A 23,634-nucleotide genomic window follows, 5' to 3' on the forward strand; every position below is an offset into this window, starting at 1 on the left:
CGATGTCGCATGAACCCATCTCAGTCCACGTCCTCTCAGACTCGCTAGGCGAGACAGGGGAGATGGTAGCCCGTGCAGCGATGGCGCAATTCGAGTCCGGAAGATTTCGGATCGAGCGCCTGCCCAAAGTCGAGACCCCCGAAGAGCTCACCGCTTTAGTTAGGACTCACTGCGGCAGACATTGCATCTTCCTGTACACGCTGGTCGAGTCGTCGCTTCGAACCCAGATGGAGCTTCTGTGTGCTCAAGGTGTCAACGGGGTGGATCTTCTCGGTCCGTCGATGGACCTGCTTACGCGAGTGACGGGTATCACGGCCACTGGCGAAGCCGGCGCTGTTCACCGGACAGACGCTCAGTACTTCGCGCGCATAGAAGCGATGGAGTTTGCGGTGCGTCATGATGATGGCCGAAACCCCGAAGGCTTGCCCGAGGCCGACATCGTGCTGCTGGGAGTCTCGCGCACTAGCAAGACGCCGCTAGCCATGTACCTGGCCTTCAAAGGCTGGCGAGTGGCAAACGTGCCTCTGGCTCCCGGTATCGACCCGCCACATCAGGTCTTTCAGCTCGACCCGAGACGCGTCTTCGGCTTAGTCACGGACCCGGACATCCTCGTTGATATCAGGACTGAGCGGATGTCTGACCTCGGCACTTGGGTGCCCCGGTACACCGACCGCGAGGAGATCATCCAAGAGCTCGAAGAGGGTAGGGCGCTTATGCGCCAACTGGGGTGCATCATCATCAGGACCGACAATCGGGCTATTGAAGAAGCGGCGCAAGAGATAGTGCGGTATGTCCAGGGCGGCCTGACCGTCTCGGATTAGATTCGAGCGCCGGTTGGATTCTGCCGACGATGCGCTATTATGCTTTACACGCCAGGCTGGATTGTATCGAGAGAGGAAATCGAGTTGTCTGACGTCAAGCGGGTTTACGCATTCGGTGGCGAGAACACCGAGGGCAACAGGGAGATGAAGGCCATCCTCGGTGGAAAGGGTGCGAACCTTGCCGAGATGTCCAATATGGGACTGCCTGTTCCACCGGGTTTCACGATCACGTGCCAAGCGTGCATGGAGTATTACGCCTCTGACCCGCCAGCATTCCCTGCGGGCCTGTCTGACGAGATCGCCGCATTCCTTGCTGACCTCGAACGCAAGATGGGCAAGCGCCTTGGTGATGCGAAGGATCCGCTGCTGGTCTCGGTTCGTAGCGGCTCGCCGTTCTCGATGCCCGGAATGATGGATACCGTGCTCAACCTCGGACTCACCGACATCTCGGTACAAGGCCTCCTGGAGCAGACCGGCGACCACAGGTTCGTCATGGACAGCTATCGCAGGTTCATCCAGATGTTCTCCAAGGTGGTCCTCGATGTTGAAGGCGACCTGTTCGAGAACGTGATGAGCCTCATGAAGATGGACCGCAGAGTGAAGACGGATGCCGAACTTACCGCCGGTGACATGGCTGAGCTTGTCGCAAGCTTCAAAGAGGTCGTCAGCGAACACGTCAGCGCCGCTGAGTTCCCTGCGCTTGCCATCAACGGGAAGGTCGTATTCCCGCAGGATGTGGACGTCCAGCTGCACCTTGCTATCGAGGCTGTCTTCAAGAGCTGGAACAACCGTCGGGCCATCGATTATCGACGCATGGAGCGCATCAGTGATGACCTTGGAACCGCAGTCAACGTGCAAGCGATGGTCTTCGGCAACAAGGGGCAGACCAGTGCCACGGGAGTGGCTTTCACGCGTAACCCGGCCGATGGCACCAACGAGTACTACGGTGACTTCCTCATCAACGCGCAAGGCGAGGATGTTGTTGCGGGTATCCGGGTGACCGACCCTCTGGCCAACCTTCCACTGGAGTTGCCTGAGGCCGGCAAGCAGCTGTGGGATGTCTTCGACACCCTTGAGAAGCACTATCGCGACATGTGTGACATTGAATTCACCATCGAGCAGGGCAAGCTGTGGATGCTCCAGACCCGCGTCGGCAAGCGTACGGCACGCGCGGCCCTCAAGATCGCCGTCGACATGGTCGAGGAGGGATTGATCTCCAAAGAAGAGGCGATCTTGCGTATCGATCCGGCGCAACTCGACCAACTCCTTCACCCTCAGTTCGACCAGGGTGTCGAGTACGACGCACTTGTGAAGGGCCTCAACGCCTCGCCCGGAGCGGCAGTCGGCGAGGTTGTCTTCTCGGCAGATGACGCTGTAGAAGCCGCCAACGAGGGCAAGAAGGTCATCCTCGTCCGGTGGGAGACCACCCCTGATGACCTGCACGGCATGATCGCTGCGCAGGGAATCCTGACTTCACATGGCGGAAAGACCTCGCACGCAGCTGTGGTCGCCCGCGGCATGGGCAAACCTTGCGTTTGCGGTGCCGAGGGTCTGCGGATAGATGCCGAGCGTGGGATCGCCGAGGTCTTCGAGTCCGATGTCGTGCTCAAGAAGGGGGATATCATCTCGCTCGATGGCACCACTGGCATCGTCGTGCTCGGAGCTGTGCCTTTGGTTGAGCCTGAGGTCAGCGGTGATTTTCACACGGTCCTCTCATGGGCCGATGAGTTCCGAGTCACAGGCGTCCGCGCAAATGCAGACATGCCCGAAGACGCTGCGCTTGGACGCGAATTCGGCGCCGCCGGTATCGGTTTGTGCCGTACCGAGCACATGTTTCTCGGCGAGCGCAAGAGCATCCTGCAGCGTTTCATACTCGCCGACAGTCGTGCTGTGCGCGAAGAGGCGCTTTCGGATCTCCTTGCGGCGCAGGTCGAGGATTTCCTCGGCATCTTCGATGCGATGGACGGATTGCCTGTCACAGTTCGCCTGCTGGATCCTCCGCTGCACGAGTTCCTTGACTCGCCTAGGGAGCTCGAAGTCGAAATCGTGCGCGCCGAGAACAAGGGTGCACCCCAGAGTGAGATCGCCGAGATGCGTAGGCTGCTTGCCCAGATCGATTCTATGTCGGAGATGAATCCGATGCTCGGGCTTCGCGGATGCCGGCTTGGCATCATGTTCCCCGAACTCTACGCGATGCAGGTCAGGGCTATCACAGCGGCTGCTTGCCAGCTCAAAGCTGCAGGCAAGGATCCGCGCCCTGAGATCATGATACCGCTGGTATCTCTCGAGGCAGAGCTGTCAATCCTTCGCCAGGAGACCGTCGCGGTGATCGATAAGGTGAGCGCTGAGTTCGGAGTAGCTGTCGACATCCCGATCGGCACCATGATCGAGCTACCCCGCGCTGCTGTGATGTCTCAGGAGATCGGCAAACATGCCGACTTCTTCTCCTTCGGCACCAATGATCTGACGCAAACAGCTTTCGGATTCTCGCGTGATGACATCGAATCGAAGTTCCTGCCCAAGTACCTCGATCGCAAGGTTCTTCCGACCAACCCGTTCGAGACTGTCGACGAGGGCGTAGCACGCCTGGTCGAGATGGGCTGTGAGGGAGGCCGGGCCGTCAATCCCCAGATCAAGATCGGCGTATGCGGTGAGCATGGCGGTGACCCGAAGAGCGTCCACGTCTTCTATGGCCTCGGATTGGACTATGTGTCATGCTCTCCGTATCGCATTCCATTGGCTCGCCTAGCCGCTGCTCAGGCACGGCTTTCCGATAAAGCGCGTTCTTCTGACAACTGATAATCAGTAGGGCACAGAGACTGCCTTTTGGCAGCCGAATAACGAGTGGGTGCGGAGCCAGAATGAGTAGGACCAAGCTATTCCAAGAGCCAGGTTCACCCCTGATTCAGGTGCATTCGCGCACGCACCGCAAGTTCTTGACTGATGTCGCCGTCGCGGCTGCGCTTGGAGTGACGGTCGCGGCGCTTTACCGCTCCGCAGCGGCCATATACTCCGCAGGTTACGGGGTCCGTTTGAGCGAGATGGTGGCATTGGTCGCCGAAGGCGCGCCGCACTTTGCCCTGCTCGCATTGCTGGCAGTGTTCCCTGCATCTCTCGGCGTATGGTTGGCGCGAAGGATGGGTTGGCGATATCCGTGGGTCTGGGGAGCCGTTGTGTTCCTCTCGGTTGCGATAGTAGTGAGGTAGGCTTCGGCCGATGAGCTTGATCACAAGAGAACAGTACGAGTCCGAAGAACGCCTGCGCTTGCAGGTTCATGCCACTTTATCCTCCGAGACGAAGGGTCGCGCAGTAGAGGCTTCACCGGATCTGTATAGAACCGAGTTCCAGCGCGACCGCGATAGGATCCTTCACTGCAAAGCATTCAGGAGACTCTCGCACAAGACGCAGGTCTTCCTCTCGCCCGAGGGGGACCACTATCGCACTCGCTTAACCCACACACTCGAGGTTGCGCAGATATCCCGCTCCATTGCCCGCGCTTTACGCTTGAACGAGGACCTCGCAGAGGCGGTTGCTCTTGCCCACGATCTGGGGCACACGCCGTTCGGGCACATCGGCGAGGATGCCCTGACCGAGTGCCTGCACGCCCTCGGTCCAGAATTTCCCGGCGCACCACGGAGCTTCAGGCACAATTTCCAGTCGCTGCGCGTAGTAGAGCACCTTGAGTTCGGCGGCAAGGGACTCAATCTGACCTGGGAGGTCCGAGACGGGATCGCCAACCATAGCGGTTCCCTCAAAGCATCCACCATGGAAGGGCAGATAGTGGCTATCGCGGATCGAATCGCTTACATCAACCACGATATCGACGATGCTATCCGAGGCAATGTGATCGATGAAAGTGATCTGCCGGCTCACCTGACTGAAGTGCTCGGCCATAGACACGACACTCGGATCACTACCCTGGTGAATGCCCTGATGGATGCAAGTGACGGTGCCTCGGAAATCACCATGACGCCGCTAGTCTGGGAAGCGATGCTCGAGCTGAGGCATTGGCTGTTCGACAACGTGTACTTCTCCAGCGTTGCCAAGGTCGAGGAACCGAAGGCCCACGGCATCGTTAAATCGCTCTTTGGGCACTACATGCAGAACCCAGAGGCGCTACCTGCCGAACATCGTCCAGTGAATCCGGAGGATCTCCCTCAGGCTGTAGTCGATTATGTCTCAGGTATGACCGATCGCTTCGCCTTGCGGCAGTTTGAAACGATCTTCATGCCGCGAAGCTGGATGTTTTAGATCGGGTCGGTCCGAACGGTGTTGCCCAACCGTTGATGTTCCAATAGAATCACTCCCAATGTAATCCACGTCGTTGTTGGGGAAGGAGATCCATCTAAATGGAAGCATGGATTGGTTGGCTAGCGCCCGGTGCCGCACTTTTCGGCATTGCGGTCGCCCTGTTTCTCGCATCATGGGTGCTCAAGCAGGATCCAGGTAACGAGAAGATGCAGGAGATCTCCAAGGCGACACAAGAGGGTGCCCTTGCCTTCCTTCTACGGGAGTACCGGGTTCTCGCGATCTTCGCCGTCATCGTGGCCATCATCATCGTTATCGTGCCCGCGATGCCACCCCTTACGGCCCTAGCATTCCTCACAGGAGCCTTTCTGTCAGCCGCCGCCGGATACATCGGCATGTACGTGGCGACTCGTGCTAACTGCAGAACCGCCCAGGCGGCTACCGTAGGCGTCCACAAGGCGTTGCAGGTTGCGTTCCGCTCTGGCTTGACCATGGGTCTGACAGTGGCGTCCTTCGGCCTCGGTGGTGTCAGTCTCTGGATCCTCTTCTTGATCCTCGGCGGCTCAGAGCCTCAGCCTGAGGTAGTCAATGGATTCGCAATGGGCGCAAGCTCAATCGCGCTCTTTGCACGTGTCGGTGGCGGAATTTACACGAAGGCCGCTGACGTCGGTGCTGACCTGGTAGGCAAGGTTGAAGCTGGAATCCCCGAAGATGATCCACGCAACCCCGCTGTCATCGCTGACAACGTCGGAGACAACGTCGGAGATGTTGCAGGCATGGGTGCTGACCTGTTCGAGTCGTTCGTTGGTTCGATCATCGCCCCGGTCGTTCTTGCGATATCGCTATGGGGAATCACGTACGGTTTCACCTCTATCGACTTCATGTACGGTGCGCTTGCGCCGATCCTCATCGCTGCTTTCGGTATCGTCACTTCGGTGATTGGACTCTTCGCAGTGAGAGTGAAGGAAGGTGCGAACCTCCACAGTGCCCTCAATATGGGCACATACGTAGCGGCGACCCTCCAGATCGGAGTCATGGGTTACCTGTTCTGGCACTGGTCCACCCGTGAGGGCTCTGACCCTGCCCGTTTCTGGTTCTTCGGTGCGGTTCTCGCTGGCTTGGTAGCTGGAATCGCCATCGGCAAGATCACCGAGTACTTCTGCTCCGATCATTTCGCTCCCACTAAGGCTATCGCAAAGGCATCTGAGACAGGGACCGCCACCAACATCATCTCGGGTATCGGTACGGGCATGATGTCGACTGTCGCACCGATCCTGGTCGTCTCGGCAGCCATCCTGATCTCATTCGTCGCTGGAAACGCTGCATACCCCGGCGCCGAGGTTGCTGGAGTAGTTGTTGGCGGCGGAATCTACGGTATCGGTCTCGCAGCCCTGGGAATGCTTTCGATCATCGCAATCACTGTCGGCGTCGACGCCTACGGCCCTGTCGCTGACAACGCCGGTGGAATCGCCGAAATGGCCAAGATGGGTGCTCCCATCCGCAAGATCACGGACGGTCTGGACAGCGTGGGCAACACCACTGCCGCTATCGCGAAGGGCTTCGCGATCGGATCGGCGGGACTCACGGCGCTTGCTTTGTTCGTTGCTTTCCGCACCCAGCTCGCCGCTGCAGGCATTGAGCTGAACATGGGACTCGACAACCCCTTCGTCATCGTAGGACTGTTCATCGGCGGTATGCTGCCGTTCCTCTTCGGTGCGCTGACCATGGGTGCTGTTGGACGTGCGGCGTTCTCGATGATTGCTGAAGTTCGCCGTCAGTTCCGTGAGATCCCCGGCATCATGGAGGGAACCGGTCGTCCGGACTACGCAGCTTGCGTAGACATTTCGACCAAGGCATCCCTGCGCGAGATGGTTGTACCCGGTGTCATCGCAGTTGCTGCACCGCTTGTTGTCGGCGCATTAAGCGTCGACATGCTGACCGGATTGCTGGCCGGTTCGCTGGTCACCGGCTTCCTCCTCGCTATCTTCATGGCTAACGCCGGAGGTGCTTGGGACAATGCCAAGAAGTACATCGAGGGCGGTCAGCATGGTGGCAAGGGCTCTGAGGCTCACAAAGCCGCCGTGGTTGGAGATACCGTCGGTGATCCCTTCAAGGACACCAGTGGACCCTCTATGAACATCCTCATCAAGCTCATGGCAATCGTCAGTTTGGTATTCGTGCCGCTTTTCATCTCCATGGGTGGCGGCATCCTGCAGTAGTCTAGTCCAGGCACTCGGCGTACGTTGAACGATTTCTAGTGGCTCCCGGTTGCATCCAGCAGCCGGGAGCCCTAGATTGTGTTGGGTCCCCACGTTTGTCGCGGCACTTTGTCGCGAGATGTGCCCCGGCCCGCCAGCAAAGGAGATGACCCAATGGGTCGCATATCCGACGAAGACATTGCGACGGTCCGGGATGCCACCGATGTGGTGAGCCTGATCTCTGAATCTGTCGTTTTGAAGCGCAAAGGCCGACTCCACTGGGGAAATTGCCCATTCCACTCCGAGAAAACCCCTTCGTTCAAAGTGGATCAAACTACGGGACTGTGGCACTGTTTTGGCTGCGGTGCCGGGGGAGACGTCTTTGGATTCGTTATCAGAAGAGACACTCTGGAGTTTCCTGAAGCCGTCAGGTTCCTTGCCGACAGAGCCAACATCACTCTGACAGAGACCGACGCTGGATTCGCCAAAGGTCCTCGCGGTCGGATTCTAGCCGCCAATGCTGCAGCCGCAACCTTCTACCATCAAACACTGCTCACTTCTGCAGACTCTGATGCAGCTGCCGCCCGGAAGTACCTTGCTGGCCGCGGGTTCGGCATAGAAATCGCCAAGTGCTTTCAGATCGGTTGGGCGGCAGGGCGTACTTCATTGCGAGACCACTTGCGAGCTCAAGGGTTCACCCATGATGAACTCATCCTAGCTAACCTTGCTGTTCGATCAGAGGCTGGCTCTGTAAGAGACCGTTTCTGGCAGAGGGTGATCTTCCCGATCAGGGACTTGGCTGGAAAAGTGGTTGCTTTCGGTGCTAGGTCCTTGGGCGACGACCATCCAAAGTACGTCAACACCGGGGAGACAGTGGCTTTCCACAAATCACGACATCTGTACGGCATAGAGAAGGCCAAGAGCCCAATGGTGCAAGAGGACACAGCCATCATTGTGGAGGGTTATACCGATGTGATAGCGATGCACATCGCGGGGCTGACCAATGTGGTCGGTACTTTGGGGACCGCACTGACTCAGCCACACATCAAACTGATTTCCCGATTCGCCAGCAAAATCGTGTTTCTATTTGACGCAGACGAAGCCGGTCTTCGAGCCGCCGAAAAAGCGATGGAGTTCATTCATTTGACGACGGCTCCCCAGGATGGACGCCAACCGGTTCAATTCGGCGTTGCAACTGTCCCTGAGGGAAAGGATCCCGCAGATTATGTCTCCGCCGCGGGTCCCGAGGCCATGCGCGCCCTTCTAGCTGAGGCCCCTCCCTTGATTCAGTTCGTCATCGATCGACGCCTTGCGTCCAACGACACCACTACACCTGCGGGAAGGTCTGCTGCGCTCTCGGAGGTCGCCTCGGTGCTTGCCACCATCAAGGGCTCTTTGCTTGCTCAGGATTACATGAACTATGTTGCAGATAGACTGCAGACCAAGTATGTCACTATAGATAGCGCGGTCAGTAGGGCAAAGCCCGCATATACTGCCCCTTCGCATACCGCAGATGAGGCATCACATTCTTCACCCATAGAGTCTGGTCCCCCTAGTGTTCAGACACTGGCGGAGCAAGAGTTGGTCGGACTTCTTATCCGTCACCCAGAGCTTCGCGAGTGCACTCGAGATTCTTTGGGGACTATTCGACTCATCGACTCGCGGGCAGCGGCATTAATTGATATAATCTTGGATTCTGGAGATGAGAGCGCCCAAGACCTTGCCCCTCGGTTATCCGCCGTAGATCCGATGCTCACGGCGTTCGCCGCGGAAGCGATTGTGATGTCCGAAATTCATGAGAATCCTGTGAGCGCCCATGAGCAGCTTTTGACACGACTCAAGGAATTCGATCTCGAACGTCAAATTATTGAGATGCAGGCAAAGATGCGAACCTTGGATTCGCTAAAGCACAGACAGCTAATTGACGATTTGTTCGTAGAGATCACTGCGTTGCAGAAGGAATACGAGAGATTGCGCACAGAAGAGTATCTGGAATCCGACCGGAAAGAATGAGGCCAGAGTGACCGAATCAAAGAAGTCCCGCAAAGCCAAAGGGAGTTTCACCGACACTGCTGCACCTCTAACTGCGGAGCCCAAGAAGTCGGTTAAGCGCACTCGCGCAAAGAAAGAGGACTCACCAGATAATGACTTGCTATCTCGTCCTGAGGTGGCGGCTCTCGCCAAAGCAGGAAAGGCGAAGGGTAGCCTTGAGCCAGATTTGATAATCGATAGGCTGGCGGACTTGGACCTTAGCCCCGAACAGCAAGACCAGGTCTATGCCCACTTCATGGCTCTCGGAATCGATGTCGGAGAAGATTCACCTGATGTTGTCCCGGATGGCTCACTGATTCATGACCATGACTCGGGGGACGATGATCTCACCCTAGAAGAAAAAGAACACATCAGCATCCCTGTTCTGAAGCCGACAAAGGCTGGTAAGGGCAAGGCTAAGCGGCGTTCGGACAACGCGCCACTACCTCCTGTGACTGGTGATCCCGTCAGGATGTACTTGAAAGAGATCGGCAAGGTTCCGCTGCTCACTGCCGCTCAGGAGATTGATCTTGCAATGAAGATCGAGGCTGGCCTCGAGGCTACGGCCAATCTCGATGCCGCCGAAGAGTCAGGTACACAACTCAACCGGGCAGAACTTAGGCGCCTTCGTCGAATTGAGCAGGTTGGGATCAATGCTAAACAGCAGCTTGTTGAGGCCAACCTAAGATTGGTTGTCTCAATCGCAAAGAGATATGTCGGGCGCGGAATGCTCTTCCTCGACCTAATTCAAGAAGGAAACCTTGGACTTATCCGTGCTGTAGAGAAATTCGACTATACGAAGGGATTCAAGTTCTCCACATATGCCACTTGGTGGATTCGTCAGGCCATCACTCGGGCGATCGCTGATCAGGCTCGGACTATTCGGATTCCCGTACACATGGTCGAAACCATCAACAAGTTGATCCGTGTACAGAGAGGTCTCCTGCAAGAGCTTGAGCGCGAACCCACCCCTGAGGAGATCGGCCTTCAGATGGATATGCCGCCCGAGCGCGTCCGTGAGATATTGAAGATCAGCCAGGAGCCGGTTTCCCTCGAGACGCCTATTGGAGAGGAGCAGGACAGTCAGCTCGGCGACTTCGTCGAGGACAGAGAGGCTGTTGTTCCCCCTGACGCTGCAAGTTTTACGATGCTACAGGAGCAGCTTTCACGAGTACTCGATGGACTATCGGAGCGCGAGCGCAAAGTCATCGAACTGCGCTTCGGCTTGCTCGACGGACACCCGCGCACCCTTGAAGAGGTTGGTCGCGAGTTCAGCGTCACTAGGGAACGAATCAGACAGATTGAGTCGAAGACCTTGTGCAAGCTCCGGCATCCGAGTAGATCGAACAAACTCAAGGACTACTTGGAGTAAACGTCGGTACGATGTTGCTCTCGACATGAGCGATGAAGTCCGATGGTGTGGCTCCCCGGGTAGGATTCGAACCTACAACCCTCCGGTTAACAGCCGGATGCTCTACCATTGAGCTACCGAGGAATACCAATCGAACGAATGTGGATTATACGGTAACCATCCGCGGCGTATCAACCACCAAAGTGAAAATCTCTCATGGGTGATGTCGACAGCGAACCCACTGTTCAGAGCTTGTGAGTTCACTCGGAATACCCTTTGGAGTGCTGGTATAATGTCCAGGCTTGAACACCGGTAATGACCAACACACGGGCCCGTAGCTCAATGGTGGAGCAGGGGACTCATAATCCCTTGGTTGCAGGTTCGAATCCTGCCGGGCCCACCATTGGAACAGGTGTAGATGGTGCGAGGTCCTTCAAAAAAGACCAACTGGCTTCACATGGGGGCGACGATCGCTGTAGTCCTGATTGTTGGTGCTGGGGTAGCCGTCACCATCCTCGGCGGACGAATCGCCAATGAGCCCGCAGAATCGGATGTTTTGCTGATCCTGGCCTTGCCCGGAGAGGACGATATTGTTCTCCCAAGAACCATAGATCGCCATCAATTCCAGAGCGGAACCATGGAGATTCAGAGCCTAGACCCCATGTCCACCGTGACCATCCCGGGTACAGGACTCAATCTCTTGCGGGATGTCTATCCGTTCGAGGGACCGGCCGGGCTAGCCGAGAGTATTTCGTCGGACTCGCCCCACCCTGCGCATGTAGTGCTTGATTCTCAGGACCTAGGGGCGCTGACCGCCGAAGGGAAACTGACAGTTCACCTCACGACCCAGATCGATGTGTTCGATGGCGAGCAGATGTTCACATTCCCGCAAGGCCCTATGCCTCTGGACGCTCAGCAAATCACTGCCATGCTCAAAGGTGTGGAGTATCTTGAGGCTGCAGACAGGGTTCCAATTATTGAGGGGCTGGGGAGGGAAGTCGCAAGGACACTAGGCATCGTCGGTATACCCCATAGCGAAGTAGATACTGATCTTAGTCCAGATGAGTATCAGCGTTGGCTCGCCAAACTGGAGGCATATCGTTAGATGGAGTTTGTTTTGTGGTATAGTTCCTATTAACGGAATCAAGGGGCCACGGGAGTCAAATATGAGAATTCACAAGTCAAGGTTACTTATTGTCGCTATTTCCGCTCTACTCATTTCCACCACACCACTCCACGCATACACGCCATCACCCACCACAGTGAATCCGGTACTACTCAAAGGGCTCGGTCAAACTGAGCACACTGCAACCCTGGCACCCAATGTTTCGGGTCTGGCGCTGGACTCTACCGCTGCGACCCCCCTGCCACCATCTCCCGCAAGCGGCACTCTGGTTGCTGGTGGATTCGATCTCTATAGGATTGAAGTTACGCCAGGTCAACGCCTCGAACTTGAACTGACGCCCGGTCCAGGTAGCAACGCTGTGTTCGACCTTTATCTTTACTCTCCAGGTCTGACCATGCTTCCCGATGCGATCGCAGTCGCCCACGCCACGGAGGGTGGATATCCCAAAAAGATCGCGTATGACATCCCCTCAGGCTTGGGAGGAACATACTTCATCGAAGTGAATGCATTCGCTGGTGCGGGAGACTATCGGCTGAAATGGAATCTGCTTCCGGCGACCGCCAATGCTAGGGTCGACATTCCCTCTGCTCTCCCCCTACCAGCCCCCAGTACGATTTCGACCGACATCCCCAACGTATGGGGAGCCAACAAGGTATTCAGAATCACATTGCCTGCGAACAGGAGGGTCGAGATTGGTCTAGCAGGACCCTCGGATAGCGATTTCGATCTCTATCTCTACGCTCCTGGCACTACGAGTCTTCGGCCTCTCACCGTCGTACCCCAAGAATTCAGCAATGGACCAACTTCCAACGAGAGCATCATCCTTGATACTCCCGCCGGGACTTCACAAGTTTGGCATCTTGAGGTATTGCGCTTCAATGGATATGGTCGAGCGGACATCACTGTCGATATCGACCCAGTACCGGCACCACCGTCGGCCACACGAGTTGCGGGTGCTGACAGGTTTGCGACTGCCGCCGAGCTTTCGAGGCGCGCATATCCCGCGGGCTCCCGCACCGCTTTGTTGACTTCTGGTAGGGATTTTCCCGATGGCTTGGCGGCTGCATCGTTGGCCGGCGCACTGAACGCACCAGTTCTACTGACAGAGCCGTCGATTTTGCCGGTTGCCACCGCCAACGAACTTGCCCGTCTCAGAGTAACAAAGGTATACATTATCGGGGGTAGTGGCCCGGTATCTCCCGCAGTCGTCACAGCCCTTCGAGCAAGATTTCCACAACTCGTCATAGAGCGCATTCATGGCGCTAATCGCTATGCCACCGCAGCCGAGGTAGCACACAAGGTCCGCCAGGTTACCGGCGTGAGGCCGCGAACGATATTCCTTGCATCGGGTGAGACCTTCCCTGATGCCCTGTCGCTGTCTGGCCCGGCATTTCTCACCAGAACTCCGATTATCCTCACTCCACGCGCAGCACTTCACCCAGCCAGCGCTGAGGCGATCAGGTCTCTAAGACCCGTTGGCGGAAGGATGGATGTCTACGTTGCAGGTGGGGTAGGTGCGGTCAGCGCTAGCGCGGCCGACGCGGCCTTGTTCGCAGCTGGCGGATCGATGAGTCGTGCTGCAGGGATAAATCGATTCGAGACATCATTGATTATCGCCGAGGACTCAGTCGCCGCCGGCTGGACCCAGCCCCGGAACCTATCGATCGCATCGGGGGCCACCTTCCCCGATGCCTTGGCAAGCGCTGCCCTGTCCGGCGCCCATGGCGGCCCCCTGTTGCTCACCCAGCCCAATTTCCTCTCCACTCAGGTGGGAGACTATCTTCGGTCCTTTGATTTCGCGATCAATCACTCGTTCGTAGTCGGCGGCACGGGTGCCATAGGTGTTACAACTTGGAATACATTGATCGGAATGTTGCCGCCTACGCCGTTGCGATGAAGACAGTCTGGCATTATTTGGTTTCATGCACGATAATCATCAGGTGATATGCTGGCTTGAGGGAGCGGATGATGGAAGAGTCAAGAGCGTCAGGAACAGGGTCAAGAAAAGGAGTGGTCATCGGGCTGGCTTTAGTGCTGCTCTCCGTGGTCGCGTTGGCTCTGGCTGTCACATGGGTAGGTGGCGTCTCTGAGGTGGCAAGGATTCTCGGAATTGCCGACCAACCTGTCGCTGAAGCGCCTGTTACCCCTGCGCCGCAACCGGAACCAGTTCCACCAGCGGATGAAACCACCCCTACGCCTTCTGATGAAGCGACCCCACCGGTGTCCATGGATCCCACCCCGACGCCTGATCCCACTCCGGCACCCCCATCTGCACCAGCCGCTCCTCCCGCAGATCGGGATGCCGAAGCTGCCGTCGTATTCCCAATCAGCACCGCCCAAGCGGCTATGTACAGAGAACAACTACAGTCTCAGTCTCAAATCAATCGACTGGTGAACGGTGATATCACAGCACTCGCTCTCGGATCTGCAGCAATCGGTCCAAACAGGGCTACCGTCCCTGTTACAGTCAGATACCGTGCTGGCGGCTCATTGTCAGGCACGATGGTTCTTGGCCGCACCGACGGACTGTGGTATTTTCTCAGCATTGCTGCAGCCGGGGGTGCTGAATCGACACCGCGCCCGCGGACCATCGATTCTGGCGTCGTCCGTACCATTTCTCAACAGCAAGAAACTGCTGCAAACCAGGACCTCATCAATAGGGGTCTGCTTCAAGGGGGGTTCACAACTGCACGAGTAGACGGCGTCACGCGAGGATCGGGCACAGCGACAGTCCACGTTACGCTACTCGGCGGCTCTCTTGACCGCAAGCCTGCTCGCTTCGTTCTTGTCTCGAAGGATGACAGTGGACGGAAGTACTGGTTCATCACTCGGTTCGAGCTGAAGTAATCAATCAGTGGAACTTAGGGACTACCTAAAGATCATAAAATCCCGCAGGTCCGTGATTGTGCGGGTTGCTATAATTGCACTGGTTACCGCCTTGGCGGTCAGCTTTATTCAGGCCCCTCAATTCGTAGGGGAAACACGGGTTCTCATTACCGACAGAGATGCGGGAGCAGCTCTTCTGGGCACAGCCATTACCGAGTTCACGGGGCAACCAGAGCGAGGGATGCAGACACAGGTCCAACTACTTCAGATGAGACCCCTGCTGGAGAATACGATTCGGGCCCTGAGTCTTGGTATGACGGCTGATGCCCTTGCTCAGAACGTGACAGTTTCTACCGTCGGTCAGACCAACATCATTCAGGTCAGCGTAAGGTACACGGATCCTCGGATGGCTGCCGACATAGCCAATAGGCTCGCCGATGAGTTCGTTGTCTGGTCCCGTGATCACAGGCGGGAGAGTATCGCTGCAGCTGCTGACGAGGTCGATGCTCGACTCACCGAGGCTGAGGACAGGATACTCACCCTCGGCAGGCGAATCCAGGCTGAGGGCAGACAAGAAGAATTGGCCGCCGAACTTCAGATAGCTATCGGTGCCTACACTACACTTGCGGAGAAGCGAGAGACTCTCCTCATCCAGGAGCAACTTGAAACAGGTGCTGCCCGTATTGTTAGTGAGGCGGTATACAATCCTCAGCCCGTTTCACCGAACCCGCTTCGCAATGCGTTGCTTGGATTGTCTCTTGGTCTGGTCCTTGGGATTGGGTTGGCGCTTCTCAATGAGTATCTGGATAACACACTCAAGTCGACAGAGGAAGTCGAGGGAGCTCTTGGTGCACCTGTCCTTGGGCTGATACCTCTCGAGAAGTTGGAAAAAGACGAAAAGCGGAAACTCACGATTATTGAGAACCCCGGATCACCTGCTGCCGAGGCATATCGCGTCCTCAGAAACTCGTTGGACTTCATCAACTTTGAGCACAACATCAAGACTCTACTGATCACCAGTGCTGCACCAGCTGAAGGCAAGTCCACAGTCGCAGCCAATCTTGCAGCCTCGTTGGCGCAGGCAGGCAAACGGGTTGTTCTAGTTAGCTGCGACTTTCGAAGGCCAACCACAGAGACGTTCTTTGGCATTCAAAACATAATCGGCCTGTCCGACGTGCTCCGCGGCTCGCAGACCATGAAGGCCGCCTTGCAGCGTCCGGGTGACGAGAGACTTCTAGTTATGACAAGCGGAAAGATGCCTCCTAATCCCAGTGAACTCCTTGGATCCAACAAGATGAAGGAGCTCATCGAGAGCCTGGAGGAGTGGGCTGATTGGGTGATATTGGATGCCCCGCCACTGCTTGCCGTAGCAGACCCCAGTGCAGTCGCCCGATGGGTAGACGGTGTTCTGATGGTGACTAAAGCGGGCTCTTCGACCCGTGAAACTGCAACCAAAGGCCGCGAGCTATTGGAGATGGTAGGCGCGCGGATTCTTGGCTCTGTGGTCTGGGGTCTTCAGCAAGGGGAGCAGGGTGGCGGATACGGCTACTATGGTGGACACTATGGACCGTACAGCTATGCCGGATACTATCAGGACGTCCCGACTGATCGTGGCCGAAAGGCTAGCAGGCAGCCTGACTCCGGTGCCAGAACCACTGTGGATGTCGGAGCTCCGGCTCGGTATACATCCGCTGCTGGTATACCGGCCGAGGGAACGGCCCAGCGGTACGCTAGGATTCTCGGACAACTGCTTTCAGTGGTTCTCGCTGTGGTTCTGCTCTTTGCCGTCCTTGTCGTGGCGATGTACTTTGTTGACCAATCTCTTGGGCTGGGAATGGTCGAACAGGTACGCGCCTTACTACGCTGACCCTCAGTTAGACTTGAGGGCCGCCAGCAATTCCTAGGCAGTACTGCCATTTCCTCTTCCGGCCGGATGGTTCTTGCCGACTACCATAATGGCTATAAGGGCCGCGACGGCAATCGGAAGGATAATGCCCTGCATCGTTTGCACGAAGACTGGCAGTGATGGATGGCTTGTGGCCATAAGAATCTGGTAGGCGACATACGACACATATGCAGCTAGGAAGAGTGCGCCGTTCGCTCTTGTGATCTGATGGCTGAATGCGAACAACGGCAGACATGCGATTGATACTGCCACCATCAGTGGGATGTCGAATGCCAGAATCTGAGGGGATACCGACAAGCCACCGCACAACATCAAGACTCTACTGATCACCAGTGCTGCACCAGCTGAAGGCAAGTCCACAGTCGCAGCCAATCTTGCAGCCTCGTTGGCGCAGGCAGGCAAACGGGTTGTTCTAGTTAGCTGCGACTTTCGAAGGCCAACCACAGAGACGTTCTTTGGCATTCAAAACATAATCGGCCTGTCCGACGTGCTCCGCGGCTCGCAGACCATGAAGGCCGCCTTGCAGCGTCCGGGTGACGAGAGACTTCTAGTTATGACAAGCGGAAAGATGCCTCCTAATCCCAGTGAACTCCTTGGATCCAACAAGATGAAGGAGCTCATCGAGAGCCTGGAGGAGTGGGCTGATTGGGTGATATTGGATGCCCCGCCACTGCTTGCCGTAGCAGACCCCAGTGCAGTCGCCCGATGGGTAGACGGTGTTCTGATGGTGACTAAAGCGGGCTCTTCGACCCGTGAAACTGCAACCAAAGGCCGCGAGCTATTGGAGATGGTAGGCGCGCGGATTCTTGGCTCTGTGGTCTGGGGTCTTCAGCAAGGGGAGCAGGGTGGCGGATACGGCTACTATGGTGGACACTATGGACCGTACAGCTATGCCGGATACTATCAGGACGTCCCGACTGATCGTGGCCGAAAGGCTAGCAGGCAGCCTGACTCCGGTGCCAGAACCACTGTGGATGTCGGAGCTCCGGCTCGGTATACATCCGCTGCTGGTATACCGGCCGAGGGAACGGCCCAGCGGTACGCTAGGATTCTCGGACAACTGCTTTCAGTGGTTCTCGCTGTGGTTCTGCTCTTTGCCGTCCTTGTCGTGGCGATGTACTTTGTTGACCAATCTCTTGGGCTGGGAATGGTCGAACAGGTACGCGCCTTACTACGCTGACCCTCAGTTAGACTTGAGGGCCGCCAGCAATTCCTAGGCAGTACTGCCATTTCCTCTTCCGGCCGGATGGTTCTTGCCGACTACCATAATGGCTATAAGGGCCGCGACGGCAATCGGAAGGATAATGCCCTGCATCGTTTGCACGAAGACTGGCAGTGATGGATGGCTTGTGGCCATAAGAATCTGGTAGGCGACATACGACACATATGCAGCTAGGAAGAGTGCGCCGTTCGCTCTTGTGATCTGATGGCTGAATGCGAACAACGGCAGACATGCGATTGATACTGCCACCATCAGTGGGATGTCGAATGCCAGAATCTGAGGGGATACCGACAAGCCACCCGGCGTTACCAAGGAAGCAAGACCAAGAATGCACAGGATGTTGAAGATGCAGCTCCCGATCACATTACCAACGGCAATGTCTCGTTCCTTCCGGATGGCAGCGATAACTGAAGTTGCAACCTCCGGAAGTGAGGTTCCAGCTGCCACGATGGTCAATCCGATCACAAGCTCACTGACACCCAGGAGCTGAGCGAAGGCGACTGCTCCATCGACAAGCCAATTAGAGCCAACGACCAGAAGCGTAAGCCCTCCAACGATGAGGGCAAGCTGGACCGCAAGCTTGTCTAGAATGCTCAATCGCTGCCCCGGTTTGACTCCATACTCATTCTCGTACTGCTCCTCAGTCGCTGGCGTGTCTGCAGGGCTGCTCTTGATCGCGAAAACGGTGTACGCAACCACTCCGGCGAATAGAATTAGCCCATCGAACACACTCACTTTGCCATCAAAAGCCACTACTAATAGCAACATAGAGACTGCCATCATGATCGGAATTTCCAGTCTGACAATCTGATGCGAGATGGTCAGGGGCACGATCAGTGCGGCAACACCCAGAATGAACAGGACGTTGAATATGTTGCTGCCGACGACGTTTCCGAGGGCTATGTCAGCTTGACCGGCGAGACCCGCCTGAATACTGACCGCAAGCTCGGGGGAGCTGGTTCCAAACGCCACGACGGTCAATCCAACGACTAGTGCAGAAATGCCCAGCCGGGACGCAAGCTTTGCAGCTCCACGGACCAATAGCTCTGCGCCAACGACGAGAAGGACCAGTCCGATAATGAACAATATGATGGTTATGAGATCCATGGCTCCTCTTTCAGATGCACACTGTGCTGCGAATTATTGCCACGCGATTGTGACATTGTTTGCAGCGGATTGCGAATTCTGAAAGGAAAAAGACAGTTGTTCTACTCGAAATTATATGATGTATAATGACCACAAATAGCATAGCGAATCAGATCTGGAGGCGGGTATGAGACGGAAGGCAGGGATTGGGGTAACTGCTTGGTTTGTGGGCGGAGCGGGCATATTCATCGGCGTTGTCGCATCGTGGTTGGTCAGTCAGGGTAATCCGGGGAACATGGGTGTATGTGTTGCATGCTTTCTTCGTGATATCACCGGATTCTTCGCCGGTGTAGCCACTGGGCAAGCTGGAACCGCCTACATTCGCCCTGAGATCATTGGCATCATCTTAGGTGCAGTTGCGGCAGCGGCATTGACACGGGAATTCCGTCCGCGCGGAGGAAGCGGAACTCTACTTCGGTTCGTTTTGGGCTTCATCTTCATGGTTTCCGCACTTATCTTTCTGGGATGCACTGTTCGTGCATGGTTGCGTCTCGCCGGTGGTGACCTGAACGCCATTTGGGGAATCCTTGGGATCGTTGCTGGGGTTGTTGTTGGAATCATGATCCTCAAGCGGGGGTACTCGTTGGGTAGATCCAAGAAAGTCTCGGGGGTTCTCGGTTGGGCACTTCCCGCACTTGCGATAATCCTTCTGGTCTTTGCCGGCCTAGCCGCATTCGATTCACGACCAACCTTTACCACCCAGACCACTCAGGGCGCATTCGCAACCGGAGACTCTCCGCCTGCGGTCTTCGTCAAGGAAGACGGTGTGATCGCGAATGTTCTCAGGCCTAAGGGCGCAATCGTCACAGCCGAAGGTTCCGTTGTCGCTGCCACCGGTGAGGTTCTCGCCAGCGCTGAGTCGGTTAGCAACGCAAGGCCGCAGCCGGGTGGGAGACGTGCTCCGCTCGCCATCGCACTTGTAGCAGGCCTTCTGATAGGCGTTGTGGCCCAGAGAACACGTTTTTGCTCAATTGGCGGGATACGCGATGCGATCCTTGTCAGACGCTACGATCAGCTTTTCGGTGTTGCCGGTCTACTAATCGGTGCTGCAGTCGCCAACGTTGCCCTCGGGCAGTTCCGACTCGGTTTTGAGAATCAGCCGGTTGCCCACATGGATATCCTCGGGAATTTTGTGGCGATGACGGTTGCTTCGGTCGCAGCCATGATGCTCGGTGGTTGCCCTTTCAGGCAGATCATAGTTGGCGCTGAAGGTGATTTCGACGGCTTTACTGCAGTGGTCGGCATGTTGGCTGGTGCAGGTTTCGCCCACTGGGCCCAGTTGACCTCGAGTGCGGCGGGACTTGCCCCGCTTGCGTGGCCCGCCATCGGGGTGATGGTCGTCATATTGGCCGCAATTGCGCTTCTGGCCAGGCGTAGCGGCGCTATCGCGAGAGGATGATTGCGATGATAGAGGTTGATGTAAGGGGATTATCGTGCCCGATGCCGTTGGTGGAAACCAAGAAAGCGCTAGATTCCGGACCCGATAATCTCACCGTGCTGGCAGACTCAGGTACAGCTAAAGCCAACGTTGTTGCCATGCTGAGAGACAGTGGCTACGACGTGACAGTCGATGAGTCGGCTGAGGGCTATAGCATAAAAGCAACGAGGGCATGAGATCCGCTTCGACAGGTGCAGCGCCTTCAAGCGAGGCTAGTCAAGCACTCGGGCTCCTGCTTTTCGACGAGATCGCTGAAGCCATGGCTGCCGAATCGGTTCTTATCGATCACGGGCTGAAAGTGGCCATGGTTGCACCACCCTTCGATCTCAGGGTGGGATGCGACCTTGCACTCGAGTTGCCCGCTGAGGAGATCTCTCAGGGGATAACGCATCTCATTGCGGGCGAGGTGAGGGTGCGAGCATGGACCGTGAGCGCAGATGGTGGTGAGAGGCTCGTAAACGTAGCAACCACAGTCGACTACGGTTCTTGGCTCATGGTTAGAGTCGGCAATATGAAGCTCACCGTCAAGAAGGATGATGGTTTGATCGTCAACATCAGCGGTGGTGGTTGCCCGGATATTCCATTCCTGAACATCGAACTGGTCGGACTGAGGCTAGATCAGGCGCCTCGGCCACGAGAGCTCGGGGCCACAATCTGTGGCCTGATGCTGGATTCGGCATTCGTTGAGGCGTGCCATCTACTCGGGGCCAAGCGATGATGAGGACCCTTGTTGTTGCGACCTATCCTGCCATCTCAGGGAGCCCTATCGTTGGCTCCGCCTCCTTCGAAAGTGGTGGAGTTCGTATAGCGGACCGGGAGTACCCCTGTATGCAAGGGGCATTTGCCCTCATCGCAACCGCTGCAATTGTGGCCAAGGCCAACCAGGCTCCGCCTCCCCATGTTCTCCTGTGCCCGGATATCGGCCGCGGAGACGGCACAATCCAGGCATTCGGTATGCTCGCTGAAGTCATCTCCCGGATAGAACCCGATATCGTGGTCTTCCACTACATGAAGCCGCTGGTCTCGCTGATGTTCGATGCCGTTTCACAGATCGACCAGATCCGCCCCCAGGCGACCTTGGTGGCCGATGCTGGCGGGATGTATGCGGCCAAGGCGGCGGGAGTAGCCCAGCGCTTCGAGTTGATGACCCCCGATGTCGGGGAGATAGGGTTTCTCGCTGACCCTGACACACAGCATCCTGCTTACTCATCGAAGTTCATCTTCGGCGGTCAAGATTTCAATCCGAAGCAGCTGGCTGGGCGTGCATGGGAGTCCGGAGGTTCAGCCCGAACCCTCATCATCAAAGGTGCGGTAGATCATATCTGCCGAGAAGGCCGTGTGGTCGCGCAAGTCAGCGAACCCTCAGTGCCGTCGCTAGAGGCTATCGGCGGAACCGGTGATACGCTGACCGGAATCGTTGCTGCCCTCATGGCCGCCGGGTTGCCCACTGTCGACGCGGCGACCATGGGGTGCGAGATTAATCGCCGGGCCGGGGAGGATATCGCAGCTACTCCGGCCACGAGTGTTTCTCAGCTCATAGGGGCGATTCGCGCTTCGATGTGAGCGTGTGGCAGCCAGGCCTCGCTACGGGTTACAGTGTCTGCACCGACCGGGATCAGCCATTTTTCCCTTCGGCAGATCGGTCGTCTCGGCGAATGCGCATTTTGCACAGGTACGTGTCTCTGTACTTGGCTCATCGGTAAGTCCGCCGCAATCGGCGCAGGGGAGACGCCCAGAGCGAGTAGTCACGGCGTAGCCGGGCGTCGCACACGCAGGACAGGGGGTGACCAGCTTGGTCGCAAGGTCCTCGGCGGCTGATTTGATTACGGCCATGCGCGTCGGGTTGGTGTGCGCCCGAAGATCGGTCTCGACATGGACTTTTCCTTCCGAGGACAAGGAGAAGGCCCACCGAAGGGCTTTGGAAAGCTCCGGTTCGGTGCTGATTCCCTTGAGGATGCGAGCGTCGCTCTCGCTGTCGGGCCTGACGACTAGCTGGTGTGCTGGGAAGCCCACGCGCGCCTTGAACTCTTCCAGCTCATCCGGGTGCGATATGACGAGGTGGGCGAAGTTGGACTTCCCCTGAGCGACCCCGACTATCTCCAGGCCGCGTTCGTCATCGAGAAAGAGGACGAACTCGATGTTCCACGGGATCAGACCAACCATCGGATCGGGTCCGAAGGATCCCTCGCTGGCCAGACCGACAGGCAAGTCGGCGATCTCCATCCCGATGCGCGCCTTCTTGCGGGCAACCTCCAGCTGAGTGCCTTCGCGGGCGATTTCTCGGGTGAAAGTGCCTAGTCGATCCGTGTCGAAATCTGACACGGTGTGAACCTCGCAGCCCAACGATGCCTCGAGCACGGGGGCGATGACTCGCTGCTTCTCGTGCTTCGTCAGTAGCGATATGCGCCTGCCGAAATACGCTGACTTTTGCGCTGCTTGAGGTCCTTGGGGCATCGATCTACAGGTCTTCCGGTCGTGACGGTTGGTGCGAAATCAGTATAGCCTCAAGGCTTCACAAGAACCATCGAGCGCAAAAGAGCCATATCGGCCTTGCCGAGGCATCTGGATGTATGGCAAGTTGGTAATCGTTGGGTGCAATGTATCGAGGCCAAAATCGGACGGCGAAGGGAAGTCGCATCGTGGATGTTGTGATATTCGGCGCAGGGGGCTATTCGAGGGAAGTCGCCGATGTGGTGGTTGCTGCTGGGTATACAATTGCAGCCTTCCAAGACGATTTTGCCGAAGGCCCTCATATCCCAACTGGATTGCCTGTGATTCGAATCCCGGATTCGTCCATCTGTAAGCAGGCCGTCTGTGCCATCGGCGACGTTCAGGCAAGGGCGAACTGCTGGCACTCATGGGTGAAGGAGCTCGAGTTCATCACACTGATCCACCCTTCGGCATGTGTGAGTCGATACAGTGCGATTGGCGCAGGCAGTCAGGTCATGCAGAATGTTGTGGTCAACGCTCAGGCGCGGGTTGGAGTGAACGTCATCTTGAACGTAGGGTGCGTCGTAGCTCACGATGTCAGTGTTGGTGCCCATACGCATATAGCTCCCGGCGTTCTTTTGAGCGGCGCCTCTACTGTGGGGACGAGGACCCTCGTTGGTGCAGGCGCGGTTCTACTGCCAGGCATCCATGTCGGATCGGATTGCGTGATCGGTGCAGGTGCGGTAGTCACACGGAATATACCGGACAACTCAAAGGTTTTCGGAGTGCCTGCACGCTGATTGTGGAATTTCGGCGGATTGATGTTAGAATGACGTTCGTCTTTGCGGCTTACCCGAAGGCGGCTTCGGACAGGATCGGGCGATTAGCTCA

Annotated in this window: 19 protein-coding genes, 2 tRNA genes and 1 pseudogene; 18 read left to right on the forward strand and 4 right to left on the reverse strand. The window is 56.8% G+C overall.

The window, feature by feature from the left end; translation table 11 throughout:
- The first annotated feature begins 2 nt into the window (after positions 1 to 2).
- The 7 genes from M1617_06235 to rpoD all read left to right on the forward strand — a co-directional run bounded on the left by M1617_06235 (position 3) and on the right by rpoD (position 10,670).
- Positions 3 to 821 (forward strand): kinase/pyrophosphorylase, encoded by an 819-nt coding sequence (locus M1617_06235; protein ID MCL5887871.1) that lies wholly within the window; start codon positions 3 to 5, stop codon positions 819 to 821.
- 144 nt (positions 822 to 965) lie between these two features.
- Positions 966 to 3,620, forward strand: coding sequence for a pyruvate, phosphate dikinase (gene ppdK / locus M1617_06240; GenBank protein MCL5887872.1), 2,655 nt, complete (start codon positions 966 to 968; stop codon positions 3,618 to 3,620).
- A gap of 62 nt (positions 3,621 to 3,682) precedes the next feature.
- Positions 3,683 to 4,027, forward strand: a complete 345-nt coding sequence (locus tag M1617_06245) for a hypothetical protein (protein ID MCL5887873.1) — start codon at positions 3,683 to 3,685, stop codon at positions 4,025 to 4,027.
- 10 nt (positions 4,028 to 4,037) lie between these two features.
- Entirely contained in the window at positions 4,038 to 5,072 is a 1,035-nt protein-coding gene (locus M1617_06250) for a deoxyguanosinetriphosphate triphosphohydrolase (protein ID MCL5887874.1), read from the forward strand.
- Positions 5,073 to 5,170: 98 nt separating this feature from the next.
- Complete coding sequence (locus M1617_06255; protein MCL5887875.1) at positions 5,171 to 7,288, forward strand: sodium-translocating pyrophosphatase; 2,118 nt, start codon at positions 5,171 to 5,173, stop codon at positions 7,286 to 7,288.
- 153 nt (positions 7,289 to 7,441) lie between these two features.
- Complete coding sequence (gene dnaG, locus M1617_06260) at positions 7,442 to 9,280, forward strand: DNA primase (protein ID MCL5887876.1); 1,839 nt, start codon at positions 7,442 to 7,444, stop codon at positions 9,278 to 9,280.
- Between the two features lie 7 nt (positions 9,281 to 9,287).
- A complete protein-coding gene (rpoD, locus tag M1617_06265; GenBank protein ID MCL5887877.1) occupies positions 9,288 to 10,670 on the forward strand; it encodes an RNA polymerase sigma factor RpoD in 1,383 nt (460 codons plus the stop codon).
- A gap of 48 nt (positions 10,671 to 10,718) precedes the next feature.
- On the opposite strand, the gene M1617_06270 is transcribed toward rpoD, so the two are convergent.
- A tRNA-Asn gene (locus tag M1617_06270) sits at positions 10,719 to 10,793 on the reverse strand.
- Between the two features lie 184 nt (positions 10,794 to 10,977).
- Between M1617_06270 and M1617_06275 the strand changes: the two genes are divergently transcribed.
- From M1617_06275 to M1617_06295, 5 genes and pseudogenes are all read left to right on the forward strand, one after another.
- Positions 10,978 to 11,052 (forward strand) — tRNA-Ile (locus tag M1617_06275).
- 18 nt (positions 11,053 to 11,070) lie between these two features.
- Complete coding sequence (locus M1617_06280; protein MCL5887878.1) at positions 11,071 to 11,754, forward strand: hypothetical protein; 684 nt, start codon at positions 11,071 to 11,073, stop codon at positions 11,752 to 11,754.
- A 61-nt stretch (positions 11,755 to 11,815) separates the two neighbouring features.
- A complete protein-coding gene (locus M1617_06285; protein MCL5887879.1) occupies positions 11,816 to 13,672 on the forward strand; it encodes a cell wall-binding repeat-containing protein in 1,857 nt (618 codons plus the stop codon).
- A 278-nt stretch (positions 13,673 to 13,950) separates the two neighbouring features.
- Positions 13,951 to 14,055, forward strand: a pseudogene (locus tag M1617_06290) (LytR family transcriptional regulator).
- An 814-nt stretch (positions 14,056 to 14,869) separates the two neighbouring features.
- Positions 14,870 to 16,468, forward strand: coding sequence for a polysaccharide biosynthesis tyrosine autokinase (locus M1617_06295; GenBank protein MCL5887880.1), 1,599 nt, complete (start codon positions 14,870 to 14,872; stop codon positions 16,466 to 16,468).
- Positions 16,469 to 16,501: 33 nt separating this feature from the next.
- Here M1617_06295 and M1617_06300 read toward each other — a convergent pair whose 3' ends face one another.
- A complete protein-coding gene (locus M1617_06300) occupies positions 16,502 to 16,837 on the reverse strand; it encodes a hypothetical protein (GenBank protein MCL5887881.1) in 336 nt (111 codons plus the stop codon).
- Here M1617_06300 and M1617_06305 point away from each other — a divergent pair.
- Positions 16,833 to 17,687 carry a CpsD/CapB family tyrosine-protein kinase gene (locus tag M1617_06305; GenBank protein ID MCL5887882.1) on the forward strand — a complete coding sequence of 285 codons (855 nt, stop codon included), beginning with the start codon at positions 16,833 to 16,835 and terminating at the stop codon, positions 17,685 to 17,687. The genes M1617_06300 and M1617_06305 overlap by 5 nt on opposite strands.
- A 33-nt stretch (positions 17,688 to 17,720) precedes the next feature.
- Here the strand turns inward: M1617_06305 and M1617_06310 are convergent, their stop codons facing one another.
- A complete protein-coding gene (locus tag M1617_06310) occupies positions 17,721 to 18,836 on the reverse strand; it encodes a calcium/sodium antiporter (protein MCL5887883.1) in 1,116 nt (371 codons plus the stop codon).
- A gap of 166 nt (positions 18,837 to 19,002) precedes the next feature.
- Here M1617_06310 and M1617_06315 point away from each other — a divergent pair, with 166 nt between their 5' ends.
- The 4 genes from M1617_06315 to M1617_06330 all read left to right on the forward strand — a co-directional run bounded on the left by M1617_06315 (position 19,003) and on the right by M1617_06330 (position 21,876).
- Positions 19,003 to 20,274, forward strand: a complete 1,272-nt coding sequence (locus M1617_06315; GenBank protein ID MCL5887884.1) for a YedE-related selenium metabolism membrane protein — start codon at positions 19,003 to 19,005, stop codon at positions 20,272 to 20,274.
- Between the two features lie 5 nt (positions 20,275 to 20,279).
- Positions 20,280 to 20,489, forward strand: a complete 210-nt coding sequence (locus M1617_06320; GenBank protein ID MCL5887885.1) for a sulfurtransferase TusA family protein — start codon at positions 20,280 to 20,282, stop codon at positions 20,487 to 20,489.
- Positions 20,486 to 21,031 (forward strand): DUF3343 domain-containing protein, encoded by a 546-nt coding sequence (locus M1617_06325; GenBank protein ID MCL5887886.1) that lies wholly within the window; start codon positions 20,486 to 20,488, stop codon positions 21,029 to 21,031. The genes M1617_06320 and M1617_06325 overlap by 4 nt, the downstream gene beginning before the upstream one ends.
- Positions 21,032 to 21,141: 110 nt before the next feature.
- Complete coding sequence (locus M1617_06330; protein ID MCL5887887.1) at positions 21,142 to 21,876, forward strand: hypothetical protein; 735 nt, start codon at positions 21,142 to 21,144, stop codon at positions 21,874 to 21,876.
- 21 nt (positions 21,877 to 21,897) lie between these two features.
- Here the strand turns inward: M1617_06330 and M1617_06335 are convergent, their stop codons facing one another.
- On the reverse strand, positions 21,898 to 22,767 hold the full coding sequence (locus tag M1617_06335; protein MCL5887888.1) for a hypothetical protein: 870 nt from the start codon (positions 22,765 to 22,767) through the stop codon (positions 21,898 to 21,900).
- A gap of 185 nt (positions 22,768 to 22,952) precedes the next feature.
- Here M1617_06335 and M1617_06340 point away from each other — a divergent pair, with 185 nt between their 5' ends.
- Positions 22,953 to 23,543, forward strand: coding sequence for an acetyltransferase (locus M1617_06340; protein MCL5887889.1), 591 nt, complete (start codon positions 22,953 to 22,955; stop codon positions 23,541 to 23,543).
- The last annotated feature ends 91 nt before the right edge of the window (positions 23,544 to 23,634 follow it).

The sequence above is a fragment of the Actinomycetota bacterium genome, from assembly GCA_023488435.1.
GTDB lineage: Bacteria > Actinomycetota > Coriobacteriia > Anaerosomatales > UBA912 > UBA912.

Coding starts and splice junctions, on each gene's coding strand:
- M1617_06245 (MCL5887873.1), top strand. CDS start 3,683: ATGAGTAGGACCAAGCTATTCCAAGAGCCAGGTTCACCCCTGATTCAG.
- ppdK (MCL5887872.1), top strand. CDS start 966: ATGAAGGCCATCCTCGGTGGAAAGGGTGCGAACCTTGCCGAGATGTCC.
- M1617_06335 (MCL5887888.1), bottom strand. CDS start 22,767: ATGCCCCAAGGACCTCAAGCAGCGCAAAAGTCAGCGTATTTCGGCAGG.
- M1617_06250 (MCL5887874.1), top strand. CDS start 4,038: ATGAGCTTGATCACAAGAGAACAGTACGAGTCCGAAGAACGCCTGCGC.
- M1617_06285 (MCL5887879.1), top strand. CDS start 11,816: ATGAGAATTCACAAGTCAAGGTTACTTATTGTCGCTATTTCCGCTCTA.
- M1617_06325 (MCL5887886.1), top strand. CDS start 20,486: ATGAGATCCGCTTCGACAGGTGCAGCGCCTTCAAGCGAGGCTAGTCAA.
- M1617_06295 (MCL5887880.1), top strand. CDS start 14,870: ATGAGACCCCTGCTGGAGAATACGATTCGGGCCCTGAGTCTTGGTATG.
- M1617_06235 (MCL5887871.1), top strand. CDS start 3: ATGTCGCATGAACCCATCTCAGTCCACGTCCTCTCAGACTCGCTAGGC.
- M1617_06320 (MCL5887885.1), top strand. CDS start 20,280: ATGATAGAGGTTGATGTAAGGGGATTATCGTGCCCGATGCCGTTGGTG.
- M1617_06310 (MCL5887883.1), bottom strand. CDS start 18,836: ATGGATCTCATAACCATCATATTGTTCATTATCGGACTGGTCCTTCTC.
- M1617_06315 (MCL5887884.1), top strand. CDS start 19,003: ATGAGACGGAAGGCAGGGATTGGGGTAACTGCTTGGTTTGTGGGCGGA.
- dnaG (MCL5887876.1), top strand. CDS start 7,442: ATGGGTCGCATATCCGACGAAGACATTGCGACGGTCCGGGATGCCACC.
- M1617_06255 (MCL5887875.1), top strand. CDS start 5,171: ATGGAAGCATGGATTGGTTGGCTAGCGCCCGGTGCCGCACTTTTCGGC.
- M1617_06330 (MCL5887887.1), top strand. CDS start 21,142: ATGCAAGGGGCATTTGCCCTCATCGCAACCGCTGCAATTGTGGCCAAG.